This window comes from Pseudomonas abietaniphila, assembly GCF_039697315.1.
GTDB classification, from domain to species: Bacteria; Pseudomonadota; Gammaproteobacteria; order Pseudomonadales; family Pseudomonadaceae; genus Aquipseudomonas; species Aquipseudomonas abietaniphila_B.
This window is the reverse complement of record NZ_CP155619.1, coordinates 1,116,530-1,129,091: the sequence shown is the minus strand read 5'-3', so window position 1 is coordinate 1,129,091 and position 12,562 is coordinate 1,116,530. Positions and strand designations below refer to the sequence as shown.

The window sequence follows — 12,562 nt, the reverse complement described above, 5'->3', positions numbered from 1 at the left end:
GGATCGTCAAGGTTCTGCGGATCAACACACACACATCTGTAGGAGCAATCGGAGGTTACGACGGTCGCGAATGCGGTGCGTCAGTCGACATCGAGGCAACTGACCCACCGCGTGGTAAAGCCGCCCATGGCGTAGACCGTCATCCGATTTCGACGCAGAGCGTCGGGGGATGCATTCCCACGCGGAGCGATCAGCAATGTATTCGCGAGCAAGCTCACACGCAGGTTTTGTGTTTATTCCACGATTGAGGTGAAAACGCGGTAGGACCGTCCCGATGATGCGAACTGCCCCACCGCATTCGCTGCCGTCGTAACCTCCGACGTCTCCCACAGGTAATGCGTCGATTGCGATATTTCCGGCCAGCGCAAACAAATCGCAGCAGCCTTTACGCATCCAGCGCCTTGAGCAGCGTCTTGCCCGTATTCAACAGCTCTTGCGCCAACGCCTCATCCGTCACCGCACGCGACAACCCGATCGCCCCGACCAGGGTGCACATGGCCATCAGCGCCTGAGCGCGCTTCTTCGAGGGCTGCTTACTGCTCGTCAACGCCGTGATCACCGCCAGTTCGTTCTGCAACTCCTGCGTATATACCTCACGGATCGAATCGCTGCTGCGCGCGACATCGTTCATCACGGCGGCCAAGGCGCAGCCCGAGCCCGGGTCGTTAAGGTGCCGCTCGCTCAGGTAGCTGTCCACCAGATCGGCCAGGGTCAGGGTTGACTCCGGGTCGGTGTACTTTTCCAGCGCCTTTGCCCGTTTGTCGAACGCGCACTGCAACGCTTCTTCGACTAGCTTTTCCCGTGATTCGAAATGTTTGTAGAAGCCGCCGCCGGTCCGGCCTGCTTCTTTCATCAGGTCGGCCACACCGATGCCGTTCAGCCCGACTTCCCGGAAACGCTCGGCTGCGAGGTTGACAATGTGTTCGTGGATGACGGCTTTCTCTGCCTGTGAGCGCGACATGGAAATCTCCGGTGACTGCTTTTCGTAACGATATGGTGAGCGATCATACGCCAAATACTGTTCGAAAAATTTTTTATTTGGAGTATGTACGAAATCCAAAATTGGAGTATGGTTGTCCTCCATAGGGGTTTGACCCACACCGGCTCTCCCATCCTTCGCATGAGATTCAAGGAGCAACCATGAGCGTCAACGGCAAAACCATTCTGATCACCGGCGGCAACAGCGGCATCGGCCTGGCCACTGCGCGACTGCTGCTGGAAAACGGCGCGCGGGTCGCCATCACCGGGCGCGATCAAGCCAAACTCGATGCGGCCGTGGCCGAACTGGGTGGCGACGTACTGGGGATCAAGGCGGACGTGAACAACCTCGCCGACATTGATGTGGTGGTGAAGAAACTCACCGAGGCGTTCGGCAGCCTCGATGTGGTGTTCGCCAACGCCGGTATCTCCGGCGCGACACCGCTGGGCAACACCACCCTGGAAGCGTTCGAGTCGATCGTGCGCACCAACCTGACGTCGGTGTTCTTCACGGTGCAGGGCGTGTTGCCGCTGCTGAAAGAGGGTAGCTCGGTGATCCTCAACGGCTCGGTCATGCGTGAGCTCGGCTCGCCAGGCTCGTCCGCGTACTCGGCGACCAAGGGTGCAATCACCTCGATGGCCAAAGTGTTTGCCTCGGAACTGGCGCCCAAGGGCATTCGTGTCAACACCGTGATCCCGGGTGCAACCCGCACACCGATCTGGACCCGTGGTTCACGTGCAGGCTCCACCGTTGATGCCACCGAAAAAGCCATGGCTCCGCGTATTCCGATGGGCCGTTTCTCCGATCCTGAAGAACTGGCCCAAGCGGTGATGTTCCTGGCGTCGAACGCGTCGTCGGGCATGACCGCTGCCGAGATCGTGGTCGATGGCGGCAACATCGGCGCGCCGTGGGGTATTCCGCTGTTTCGCGGCTGACGCTCGGGTGTTTTGAGGCCTACCTGCGACGGTAATCAGCTAAGCTCCTTGGGCTGTTTACCTTCCAGGAGTTTCGATGGATCACCTGTGGTTCGCTTATCCGTTGCTCAGCGCTTCGCTGCTGCTGATCGTTGATCTGGTGCTCTGGCAATGGATGCATCCCCGACTGTTGCGGCGCAAGCTGGTGCTTCGGCTGGTGCTGTTCGTGATGTTCAGCATGGCGCTGCTCGATGGCGGTCTGAGCCCGCTGTATCCGGTGCCGATAGACTGGTCGGTGCCAAGGCATGTGCTTGGCACGATCCTGACCATCACCTGGTGGCTGTTCGGCGCAAGGACCTTGACGGTTCTGGCGGTGGTGGTCATGGAGCCACGCATCGGCGGCAAGGGCCATCTGCTGCAAGACGTCATGGGCGCGATCTTTTTTCTGGTCGCTGCCGTGGCCGCCGCCGGCTACGTGCTCGACCTGCCGGTAAAAGGGTTGCTCGCGACCTCGGGCGCCGTGGCGATCATTTTCGGTCTGGCGGTGCAAAGCACACTGGGCGATGTGTTTTCCGGCATCGTCCTCAATGCGACCAAACCGTTTCGCGTCGACGACTGGATTCGGGTCGACGACATCGAAGGCAAAGTCATCGAGATCGACTGGCGGTCCACGCATTTGCTGACCTCCGAAGGCAGCATGGCGGTGATCCCCAATGCCATGGCGGCGAAAACGCGCATCGTCAACTTCAGTCGCCCCGACCATTTTCACTCTGTCACCTTGTCCATCGAACTGCCGACGCGGTTGCGCCCCAGTGTGGTACTGGACTCGCTGGACAAGGCGCTGCTGGGTTGCCGTGAATTATTGGCGCAACCCAAGCCGTCGGCCGTAGTCGTGAAGTCGGGCCTGCGCAGCGTTGAATATGAAGTCACCGGCTACGTGAAATCCCGTGATCGTCGCTCAGCCGTGCGCAACCAGCTCTTCGACCTGATTCACCGGCAACTGGCCTCCGCCGAAACACGGCTGGACCAGTCTCGGCCAGCGACCCGGCAATCCGCTGTCCTCAATACCGTCGGCGCGTTGCGCATGCTCAGCGACGATGACCGCGCACAGCTTGAGCAGCACATGCGACTCGGTGCCTATTCGGCGAAGGACGTGGTGCTTGCCGAAGGGGTGGTCCCCGACGCGCTGTACATCGTTGAGTCGGGTGTGATCTCGGTGTCGATCCCGCGCCCGGACGGCTGGCTGGAAGTAGGTCGCATGGGGCCCGGCGAATTGCTGGGCGAGACCGGGTTCGTTGACGGAACGCCCACCGTGGGGCGTTTTTGCGCGTACACCGATTGCATGGTTTACCGCATCGACAAGGCTGACCTGGAACCCTGGCTTGAGGCGCATCCCGAGCTGATCGGTGCGTTGGCCGGTCTGGCTAAATTCCGCGCCAAGGCGCGTGCGGCAATGCTGGAGACCAAGCCGGTGATCGTCGATCCAAGCGGTTTTCTCGGCTGGCTGCGCAAGAGCGTCACGCGTTTTCAGGCCAATCGTGGTCAGGGCCCGACCGACAAGATGAGTTAAGCCTGACACTGGATTCGAAAAAGGGAGTGCTCTACATTGCCGGTTCATTCGAACGTCAGCCGAGTCCTTGAAATGCCTGTATCCCGCACAATCCTCAACCCTAACGTCTTGCGCGCGGGGGATGCTGTGGCGCTGGTGTCGCCTGCCGGCCCCGTGGCCGAGGCGAGGGTTCAGGCGGCGGTGCGCGAGTTGACGTCCTGGGGTTTGCGTCCACGGGTTTACCCCCATGCGCTGGACGCCGAGCATTTTCTCGCTGGCAGCGACGCAAACCGGGTCGCAGACATCAACGATGCCTTGGCCGATCCCGAGATACGTGCCGTGCTGTGCAACCGAGGCGGTTATGGCGTGCAGCGGATCCTTGAGCTCCTGGACTACGACGCCGTGCGCCGCGATCCGAAGCTGGTGGTCGGTTTTTCCGACATCACGGCGTTGCACGCTGCGCTGTGGAACCGTACGGGGTTGGTGACCGTTCATGGCCCGGTGGCCGCGCAACTGGAGCGAGGCGGCGAGTTCGCCAGCACATTGCGGCATGCCTTGATGAGCACCGAACCGATGGTGGTGCAGGCCGACCCCGCCGAGCCTACCTTCAGCGTGCGGACATCGGGCGCGGTCGAAGGCACGTTGCTGGGCGGCAACCTGAGCATGCTCAGCACCTGCGTCGGCACGCCGTTCATGCCGGACCTCGAAGGCGCCATCCTGCTCATCGAAGACGTCGGCGAACTGGCCTACAGGGTTGATCGTCTGCTCACTCATCTGCGCAACTGCGGCATTCTGCAACGGGTGGGCGGCATCGCCATCGGCCAGTTCAGCGAGCCGGGCCATGGCAACAATCCGGTCACACCGCCCGATGTCTTGATCGAGCGCCTGGCCGATCTGGGTGTCCCTCTGCTGGGTGGATTGCCGATTGGTCACGGCGATCGCAACCTCGCGGTCGCGCTGGGCAGCCGCGCCACATTGGACGCCGACACCGGCACCCTGACGGTTGCACCTGCCGCGCGTTGACCGCCGGCGAGCCTGAGCGTTACCTGCGCACGCGGTGTCACTCCCAACGCGTTTTCGCGCCATTCTGGCGCGTTACCTTTCGTCGCATGGCCTCGGTGAATGAGGCCTTTGCGGCACCTCGCTCCCTGTTGAGAAATCTGGATACGCCGATAACCATTCTGGAAGCGACGTTGGCGTAGCTATTTGCCATTATTCCGACGTCAAAGACTTGTTTTGCGCCTGACCCGTTGCGAATCTGCACGAAAATTGAATGGCCGTGCTCACATGGCCTCGTTGTGTGTGCCTTTTAGCTGTGACTGGGGACTGATCGTATGATTTCGGCCGTGCAAACGCGTTTTGCCAATCTCGGAATGGCGAAGAAACTGGCAATCGGCTTCGTGCTGGTGCTCCTGTTGACCGCCTTGGTCGCGGCCATCGGGGTCTGGTCGCTGCGATCGATCAGCGTGCATTTCGACAGTCTCAAGGATATGACCGCGCTCAATACCGGCCTCAACCGCGTTCGACTGCTTGAGCAGGACTTCGCGCTGCACAGCGATCCGAAGGTGGTCGACGAGCTGCACGCGGGGCTCGATGCCCTGAACGCTCAGGCGGAAACGCTCAAATCCAGCTCGGCCGTGAATCAGCGGGTAATGACCGAAGTTCAGCAAGCGCTCGCCGCGTACCGCAAGTCCTTCGACGAATTCGTCAGCATCAGTCAGAGCAAGGACCTGGCGCTGGAAATGGCCAGTTGGTCGGTGTCCAGCGTCGCCAACAACCTCGACGTGTTGCAGGCCGGCCTTGCCGACGACGGCGCCTATAACCTCAAGGATTCCCAAGGCCAGCAAGGCTCGGAGTTCATCGAGCAATCGGCCCAGGTCAGCCAGATTTCCAAATTGATGATGCAGGCCATGGACGAGGCCCGTGTGCGCCTGGACAAGAGCCGCAAGACCGGTTCGGGGGAAGAGGCCAAAACCGGCAAGATCGAACAGGCGGTGCAGGCGCAGGAGTCCGCCGAGCAACTTAAAGCCGTGATCAAGGACCCGGGCTACCTCACCGTATTGACCGAGGTCAGCGGGCACATCGCCAATTTCGGCGACAAGCTCAACGAGTACACCGGCTTGCTGGCAGACGAAGCCAAGGTTTCCCAGCAACTGGCGGCCAACGCCAGGACCGTCGTCCAGCAAGTGAATCAGGCCTATGACGCGGAAGATCAGTCGATGATGGGCGAGCTGCAGGCCAACTCGATGAAGATCATTGGTTCGTCTGTGCTCGCGTTGATCGTCGGCTTGATCGCGTCGTTCGTCATTACCCGGATCATCGTCGCGCCACTGCGCAGCGTGATTGCCATCGCCCAGCGCATTGCTGCCGGCGACCTGAGCGGGTCCGTACAGGTCACGCGCAAGGATGAGATCGGCCAGTTGATGCTGGCCATGCAGCAGATGGGCGCGGGCTTGAGCGGGATCGTCAGCGGCCTGCAAGCAGGTATCGAGCAACTGGCGACCTCGGCGCATTCATTGTCCGCCGTCACCGAGCAGACCAATCTGGAAGTCAGCTCCCAGAAAGAAGAAACCGAGCAAGTGGCCACGGCCATGAACCAGATGACCGCCACCGTGCACGACGTTGCGCGTAATGCCGAGGAAGCCGCCCTGGCCGCACAGACAGCCGACACCAAGGTCGACAGTGGTCAGGCGGTGGTGCGCCAAAGCATGCAGCGCATCGAGCAACTGGCGACGTCGGCCAACTCGGCCAGTCACAGCATCGAAAACCTCAGCGCCGAGATCCAGAACATCGGCAAGGTGTTGGGGGTGATCAAAAGCGTTGCCGAACAAACCAACCTGCTGGCCCTCAACGCTGCCATCGAAGCCGCGCGGGCGGGCGAGCAGGGCAGGGGCTTTGCGGTGGTGGCGGACGAAGTGCGGGCGTTGGCCAAGCGCACCCAACAATCCACCGAAGAAATCGAGCGCCTGGTGACGAGCCTGCAAAGTGGCGCGCAGGCGTCGGTGGCGCAGATTCAGAGCAGCGGTGAGTTGGTGAAGCTGGCCGTCAGCGATGCGTTGCAGACCGAAAGCGCGCTGGGCAGCATTGCGGCGGCGGTGTCGTTGATCCAGCAGATGAACCAGCAGATCGCGGCCGCGGCCGAAGAGCAGAGCTCTGTGGCCGAAGAGATCAACCGCAGCGTCACCAGCATCCGTGCCAGCGCCGATCAGTCCGCCCTGGCGATGCGGGGCAACGCGGCGTCCAGCATTGAGCTGGCGTCACTGGGCATGGAATTGAAAGGGATGGTGGGGCATTTCAGGTTGTGAGCCTGAGTTGCACGGCCCTACGCCGGATGACCACTGTGGGCGAATTCATTCGCGATGCGTTATTTCAAACAACGAATTTCGGTTGTCTGTACCGACGTCTCGCGAATGAATTCGCTCCCACAGGTGTTGTATGCATCTGGGGGAGTCAGGGTTTCCGATAGTTAAGAATCACCAGCGTCAGCACTCCCGCGACAATCCCCCAGAACGCCGACCCGATGGAAAACAGCGTCAGCCCCGACGCCGTCACCATGAAGGTGATCAATGCAGCCTCACGCTCCTTGGGTTCGTTCATCGCCACGGTCAGCCCGTTGATGATCGAGCCGAACAACGCCAGCGCGGCAATCGACAGCACCAGCTCTTTCGGGAACGCCGCGAACAACGCGGCCAGCGTCGCGCCAAACACCCCGGCGATGGCGTAGAAAATCCCGCACCAGATCGCGGCGGTGTAGCGTTTGTTGCGGTCTTCATGGGCGTGCGGGCCGGTGCAGATCGCCGCGCTGATGGCCGCCAGCGTGATGCCATGTGCCCCGAACGGCGCAGTCACCAGCGAGATCAGTCCGGTGGCGGTGATCAGCGGAGAGGCGGGGACCTGATAGTCGTCGGCGCGTAACACGGCGATGCCCGGCATGTTCTGTGAGGTCATGGCCACGACGAACAGCGGAATCCCGATGCTGATGGTGGCGCCCAGCGAAAACGAGGGCGTAGTCCACACCGGCACGGCAACTTCCAGTGCAAAACCGCTGAAATTCAACATGCCGAGCATCGCTGACAGCGCCACACCCACTAGCAGTGTCGCGAGCACTGCGTAACGCGGCGAGAAGCGTTTGACGATCAAGTACGTGAAGAACATGCCCAGCACCAGGCCTGTACGGTGCTGCGCGGCGACGAAGATCTCGCTGCCGATCTTGAACAGAATGCCGGCCAGCAGTGCCGCCGCCAAGGAGGTGGGCAGGCGCTTGACCAGTTTCTCGAAGCTGCCGGTGATGCCGCAGATGAAGACAAGAATGGCGCTGGTGATGAAGGCGCCGATGGCTTCGGGGTAGGCGACATGCCCCAGGCTGGTGATCAGCAGTGCCGCACCTGGCGTCGACCAGGCGACGGTGATAGGGGAGCGGTAACGCAATGACAGACCGATGCTGCAGATGGCCATGCCCATGAACAGTGCCCAGATCCAGGAGGATATCTGCGCGGAGGTCAGGCCGGCGGCCTGGCCTGCCTGGAAGATCAGCACGAGGGAGCTGGTGACGCCGGTCATCATGGCGATGAAGCCTGCGACGATGGCGGAGGGCGAGCTGTCGGCGAGGGGGCGCAGTGGGGTGTGGGTCGCGTCGGTCATGCGGTCTATCCCTGGGGCGGCGAGGTGAGCAGGTGTGCAAGCGTATACGCAGTTGTGACGGTTCGTTGCGATACAGCGGGGTGCGCAATAATCGGCACAGTTGCGGGCTCTGGAGGGTGAAGGTCACGTCCGTTCAGGAGATGAGCTTTCTTTGATCGTTCCCACGCTCCGCGTGGGAATGCCCGGCTGGACGCTCTGCGTCCAGGGCTGGCGCGGAGGGCCGATAACAGCGCTACCATGCGGAGCGTGGGAATGATCCTGACCTTCATCTACAACGTGCGTGTGCTTTCGAGGCTCAGCTGCGATTGAGGGTATTGCCCAATGCCTTGTTCACGGCCAGCCAGCCATCCACGGCTTCGCGTCCGGCCTCGGCGAATACCCGTTGCAGCAGTTTTACCTGTTCGCGGCGCAGTGATTCTTCGAACTTCGCGCCTTCGACTGTGAGCTCCAGAAGGCGTTTTCGTTTGTCGTCTTCGGGGGCGACGCTCAGGACCAGTTCCATTTCGATCAACTGCCGCAGCGGGGTGTTCAACGCTTGCTTGCTCACGCCCAGCACGCCAAGCAGTTCCTTCACGCTGAGCCCCGGATAGCGGGCGATGAAAAACACGATGCGTTGGTGGACCCGGCTCAGGCCCCGACGATCGAGCATTTCGTCAGCTTTTGCAGTGAACGCCTGATAGCCGAAGAAAAACGCTTCCATGGCGATCTGCTGTGTCGATGAATTTTTAAGGTCAAGCATATTGACGTATCCGGGCAAGTCGTCGTAGTTTCAGTCAACCAGTTTGACCTATTTCCATTTATTTCCGCCAGCGGTGATCTCATGGCATTTTCCGAACGCGTCACCCGTTTGAAGAGTTCTCTGATTCGCGAAATCCTGGCTGCCGCTCAGCGCCCGGACATGATGTCGTTCGCCGGTGGATTGCCTGCCGAAGCGATGTTGCCGCAAAGCCAATGGTCCGACATGCCGCGCAGCATGGGCCAATACGGCATGAGTGAGGGCGAACCGCAATTGCGCGAAGCGCTCGCGGCCCAGGCCCGGGCGCTGGGCATTGCCTGCGAGGCCAGTCAGGTGATGATTGTCAGTGGTTCGCAGCAAACGCTGGACCTGGCCGCCAAGCTGTACATCGACAAAGGCACTGAGATCCTGCTGGAAGGCCCGACCTATCTCGCGGCGCTGCAAATCTTCCAGCTGTTCGGCGCCGATTGCCTCACCGTCCCGTTGCTCGCCGAAGGACCTGATCTGGACGTACTGCGTCAGCGCCTGCAACAGCACACGCCGTCGTTCGCCTATTTGATCCCGACCTTCCAGAACCCTTCGGCCGTGCGCTACAGCGAAGAAGCGCGGGACGCCGTGGCGGCGCTGTTGGACGAGTTCGGCGTGACCCTGATCGAAGACGAGCCTTATCGCGACCTGACGTTTGATGGCGCCAGCGCCAAGCCCATCGTCAGCCGCCTGAAGAAAGCCAGCTGGATCTACACCGGCACCGTGTCGAAAACCCTGATGCCGGGATTGCGCGTGGGGTATCTGATTGCCACGCCGGACCTGTTTCCGCATCTGCTAAAACTCAAGCAGTCCGCTGACCTGCACACCAACCGTGTGGGCCAGTGGCAAGCGCTTCAGTGGATCGGCAGCGATCATTATCAGCAGCATCTGCTGGAGCTGCGAGGCTTCTACCGCACCCGTCGAGACCAGTTCGAAGCCGCGCTGCAACGGCATTTCAGCGATCTGGCGCAGTGGAACAGCCCGCAAGGCGGCTTGTTTTTCTGGCTGACGCTCAAGGAAAAGATCGACACTCGTACGCTGCTTAACACGGCGTTGGCGCAGAACGTGGCGTTCATGCCGGGTGAACCGTTTTTCACCGACCCGGATGCCAACCCCGGCTATCTGCGCCTGAACTTCAGCCACATCGAGCCCGCACGACTGGATGAAGGGTTGAAACGACTGGCGGCAGTCATCAGACACGCACAGGCTGCCCTTGCAGCCTGATACATTACGCACACGCATCACCGAGCAGGATTGAGGGGAGAGCTGCAGATGTACAAGGTTTACGGCGATTACAACTCGGGCAACTGCTACAAGATCAAATTGATGCTCAGCCTTCTTGGCGTTCAGTATGAATGGGTGCCGGTGGACATCCTCAATGGGGAGACCGAAACCGAAGCGTTCCTTGAAAAGAACCCCAACGGCAAGATTCCCGTGCTGGAGCTTGAGGACGGCACCTGCCTGTGGGAGTCCAACGCGATTCTCAACTTCCTGGCTGAAGGCACGCCGTATCTGCTGACCGAGCCTCGCCTGCGCACGCAAATGCTGCAATGGCAGTTTTTCGAACAGTACAGCCATGAACCGACCATCGCCGTGGCCCGCTTCATTCAGTTTTACCTGGGGCTGCCTGAAGCGCGTATGGACGAATACCGGTCGCTGCACAAGCGCGGTTACAGGGCGTTGAAGGTCATGGAGCAGCAGCTGCAGCGCACGCCGTTCCTGGTGGGCGAGCATTTTTCCATTGCGGACATTGCGCTCTATGCCTACACCCATGTCGCCCATCAAGGCGGTTTCGACCTGACTCAGTTCCCGGCCATCGAACGCTGGCTGGAGCGGATCAAGCAGCAGCCGGGTTACGTCGGCATGCTGGATTGACACCGAGCGCTGATCCGTCAGAGAGAAAAAAGCCGGTCCTGGCAACAGTGACCGGTTTTTTTATGTCTGAATGTTGTGTGCAACACTTGTGCGCTCGCGGTGATTTACGCTGCGCCCCCGTTTGGCTCAGGCCAGGCGATCAACTGGAAAAAGGAGTATTCGATGCGATTCATGATGATAGCGGTGGGCATGTTCATGGCGCTGGGCATTGGCTGTTCGGCGCAAGCCGAGGATTGCGATGCAACGCAGGCGTCGATGAACCAGTGCGCGAGCAAGGAATATGCGGCGCTGGATGCCGATCTCAACACGCAGTACAAGGCGCAGATGGCCTACCTGAAGAACCCGGCGCAGAAGAAAGCGCTGCAGGAGGCCCAGAAGAAGTGGATCGCCTTTCGTGATGCCGATTGCCAGTATCAGGTGGGTAAGCGAGAGGATGGCGGGAGTCTTTGGCCGCTGGCGCAGGCGCAATGCTTGTCGGCACAAACCAAGGTGCGGGTCGAGCAGTTGAAGGGCTACGTGGCGTGTCGGCAGGAAGGCTGTCCTAAATAGCCGAAGGTCTGGATAGCGCTGATGCCATGGCCTGTCAGGATTTCTGTGGGAGCGAATTCATTCGCGAAAGCTTGGCCAGACCAGCAATGTACGGCGGGTGTACGGGCCAATCGCGAATGAATTCGCTCCCACAGCTTCCATGCCCGGCTTGAAGCTCAGGGTGTCTGGGATGCTTCAAACCGCCGAAAAACGCTTGTCGAGGTAATCGATGATCACCTTGGACTCGTACATCCACACCGTCTTGTCGCCTTCTTCGATGCGCAGGCAAGGCACTTTGATCTTGCCGCCCTCGGTCAGCAGGGTCTGACGGTCGATCTCGTTGTTCTTCGCATCGCGCAATGCGACCGGCACGTTCAGGCGGCGCAGCGTGCGGCGGGTCTTCACGCAGAACGGGCAGGCCTGGAACTGGTACAGCGTCAGGTCTTTTGCCGACGCTTCGACGGCGGCCTGAGCGTCCGGTGAGCGTTTTTTCTTGGCGGGGCGGGTCAGGAAATCGATCAGAATAACGAGCTGGCCCAGGCCGACCCTCAATGCCTTCATCAACATGCTTGAAACCTCGCGGCCGCAGACCTGAGGTCGCGGCCTTTCAGGACGCCCGGATCACTTGATCAGGCTAAGGAACTCGGTGCGGGTGGCAGCGTTTTCGCGGAATTCACCCAGCATCACCGAGGTGATCATCGAGGAGTTCTGCTTCTCGACGCCGCGCATCATCATGCACATGTGCTGGGCTTCAATGACCACGGCCACGCCGAGCGCGCCGGTGACCTGTTGGATGGCTTCAGCGATCTGGCGGCTGAGGTTTTCCTGGATCTGGAGGCGACGGGCGAACATGTCGACGATGCGCGCGACCTTCGACAGACCGAGGACTTTGCCGCTCGGGATGTAGGCGACGTGGGCCTTGCCAATGAAGGGCAGCAGGTGGTGTTCACACAGCGAGTACAGCTCGATGTTCTTGACCACGACCATTTCGCTGTTGTCGGAACTGAACAGTGCACCGTTGGTGACTTCTTCCAGGGTTTGCTCATAGCCACGGCAAAGGTACTTCATGGCTTTGGCCGCACGTTTCGGGGTGTCGAGCAGGCCTTCGCGGGAGACGTCCTCGCCGAGTTGACCAAGGATCGCCGTGTAGTTCTGTTCCAGTGTCACAGGGTTGTGTTCCGTGTGGGTTCAAAAAAACGCAGGGTTGTCGGCCTGCAAAGGCGCACATAGTAGCGTAGCTGGGCGGGGAGGTGTACGGCGGGCGACCGACAAACCTGCGGCATGACGACGCCCGGGCGCTGTAAAGGGACCTT

Annotated in this window: 12 protein-coding genes and 1 pseudogene; 8 read left to right on the top strand and 5 right to left on the bottom strand. The window is 60.6% G+C overall.

Features of this window, described 5'->3' with window-relative positions:
- Positions 1-385: 385 nt before the first annotated feature.
- Entirely contained in the window at positions 386-961 is a 576-nt protein-coding gene (locus ABDX87_RS04980; protein WP_346831882.1) for a TetR/AcrR family transcriptional regulator, read from the bottom strand.
- 179 nt (positions 962-1,140) lie between these two features.
- On the opposite strand from ABDX87_RS04980, the gene ABDX87_RS04975 reads away from it, so the two are divergent.
- The 5 genes and pseudogenes from ABDX87_RS04975 (at position 1,141) to ABDX87_RS29120 (ending at position 6,747) form a co-directional block, all read left to right on the top strand.
- Positions 1,141-1,914: an SDR family NAD(P)-dependent oxidoreductase gene (locus ABDX87_RS04975; RefSeq protein WP_346831881.1), complete on the top strand. Its 774-nt coding sequence runs from the start codon at positions 1,141-1,143 to the stop codon at positions 1,912-1,914.
- 76 nt (positions 1,915-1,990) lie between these two features.
- Complete coding sequence (locus ABDX87_RS04970) at positions 1,991-3,463, top strand: mechanosensitive ion channel family protein (protein WP_346831880.1); 1,473 nt, start codon at positions 1,991-1,993, stop codon at positions 3,461-3,463.
- 72 nt (positions 3,464-3,535) lie between these two features.
- Positions 3,536-4,465, top strand: a complete 930-nt coding sequence (locus ABDX87_RS04965) for a S66 peptidase family protein (protein ID WP_346831879.1) — start codon at positions 3,536-3,538, stop codon at positions 4,463-4,465.
- Between the two features lie 311 nt (positions 4,466-4,776).
- Positions 4,777-5,838 (top strand): annotated as a pseudogene (locus ABDX87_RS29125) (methyl-accepting chemotaxis protein); the annotation flags it as partial.
- 27 nt (positions 5,839-5,865) lie between these two features.
- Complete coding sequence (locus ABDX87_RS29120) at positions 5,866-6,747, top strand: methyl-accepting chemotaxis protein (RefSeq protein WP_431061310.1); 882 nt, start codon at positions 5,866-5,868, stop codon at positions 6,745-6,747.
- 145 nt (positions 6,748-6,892) lie between these two features.
- Here the strand turns inward: ABDX87_RS29120 and ABDX87_RS04955 are convergent, their stop codons facing one another.
- The gene (locus ABDX87_RS04955) at positions 6,893-8,083 is read right to left on the bottom strand and encodes a benzoate/H(+) symporter BenE family transporter (protein ID WP_346831877.1); all 1,191 of its coding nucleotides are present in this window, start codon (positions 8,081-8,083) and stop codon (positions 6,893-6,895) included.
- A 295-nt stretch (positions 8,084-8,378) separates the two neighbouring features.
- Positions 8,379-8,822 (bottom strand): MarR family transcriptional regulator, encoded by a 444-nt coding sequence (locus ABDX87_RS04950; protein ID WP_346831876.1) that lies wholly within the window; start codon positions 8,820-8,822, stop codon positions 8,379-8,381.
- 81 nt (positions 8,823-8,903) lie between these two features.
- Between ABDX87_RS04950 and ABDX87_RS04945 the strand changes: the two genes are divergently transcribed.
- The 3 genes from ABDX87_RS04945 (at position 8,904) to ABDX87_RS04935 (ending at position 11,270) form a co-directional block, all read left to right on the top strand.
- Positions 8,904-10,070, top strand: coding sequence for a PLP-dependent aminotransferase family protein (locus ABDX87_RS04945; RefSeq protein ID WP_346831875.1), 1,167 nt, complete (start codon positions 8,904-8,906; stop codon positions 10,068-10,070).
- A 48-nt stretch (positions 10,071-10,118) separates the two neighbouring features.
- Positions 10,119-10,721 carry a glutathione S-transferase family protein gene (locus ABDX87_RS04940; RefSeq protein ID WP_346831874.1) on the top strand — a complete coding sequence of 201 codons (603 nt, stop codon included), beginning with the start codon at positions 10,119-10,121 and terminating at the stop codon, positions 10,719-10,721.
- 162 nt (positions 10,722-10,883) lie between these two features.
- Entirely contained in the window at positions 10,884-11,270 is a 387-nt protein-coding gene (locus ABDX87_RS04935) for a lysozyme inhibitor LprI family protein (RefSeq protein WP_346831873.1), read from the top strand.
- Positions 11,271-11,444: 174 nt separating this feature from the next.
- Here the strand turns inward: ABDX87_RS04935 and ABDX87_RS04930 are convergent, their stop codons facing one another.
- Positions 11,445-11,816: a glutathione S-transferase N-terminal domain-containing protein gene (locus ABDX87_RS04930; RefSeq protein WP_346831872.1), complete on the bottom strand. Its 372-nt coding sequence runs from the start codon at positions 11,814-11,816 to the stop codon at positions 11,445-11,447.
- Between the two features lie 54 nt (positions 11,817-11,870).
- Positions 11,871-12,416: a GTP cyclohydrolase I FolE gene (gene folE, locus ABDX87_RS04925; protein WP_074755179.1), complete on the bottom strand. Its 546-nt coding sequence runs from the start codon at positions 12,414-12,416 to the stop codon at positions 11,871-11,873.
- Positions 12,417-12,562 lie beyond the last annotated feature (146 nt).

Coding starts and splice junctions, on each gene's coding strand:
- ABDX87_RS04980 (WP_346831882.1), bottom strand. CDS start 961: ATGTCGCGCTCACAGGCAGAGAAAGCCGTCATCCACGAACACATTGTC.
- ABDX87_RS04975 (WP_346831881.1), top strand. CDS start 1,141: ATGAGCGTCAACGGCAAAACCATTCTGATCACCGGCGGCAACAGCGGC.
- ABDX87_RS04970 (WP_346831880.1), top strand. CDS start 1,991: ATGGATCACCTGTGGTTCGCTTATCCGTTGCTCAGCGCTTCGCTGCTG.
- ABDX87_RS04965 (WP_346831879.1), top strand. CDS start 3,536: ATGCCTGTATCCCGCACAATCCTCAACCCTAACGTCTTGCGCGCGGGG.
- ABDX87_RS29120 (WP_431061310.1), top strand. CDS start 5,866: ATGCTGGCCATGCAGCAGATGGGCGCGGGCTTGAGCGGGATCGTCAGC.
- ABDX87_RS04955 (WP_346831877.1), bottom strand. CDS start 8,083: ATGACCGACGCGACCCACACCCCACTGCGCCCCCTCGCCGACAGCTCG.
- ABDX87_RS04950 (WP_346831876.1), bottom strand. CDS start 8,822: ATGCTTGACCTTAAAAATTCATCGACACAGCAGATCGCCATGGAAGCG.
- ABDX87_RS04945 (WP_346831875.1), top strand. CDS start 8,904: ATGGCATTTTCCGAACGCGTCACCCGTTTGAAGAGTTCTCTGATTCGC.
- ABDX87_RS04940 (WP_346831874.1), top strand. CDS start 10,119: ATGTACAAGGTTTACGGCGATTACAACTCGGGCAACTGCTACAAGATC.
- ABDX87_RS04935 (WP_346831873.1), top strand. CDS start 10,884: ATGCGATTCATGATGATAGCGGTGGGCATGTTCATGGCGCTGGGCATT.
- ABDX87_RS04930 (WP_346831872.1), bottom strand. CDS start 11,816: ATGTTGATGAAGGCATTGAGGGTCGGCCTGGGCCAGCTCGTTATTCTG.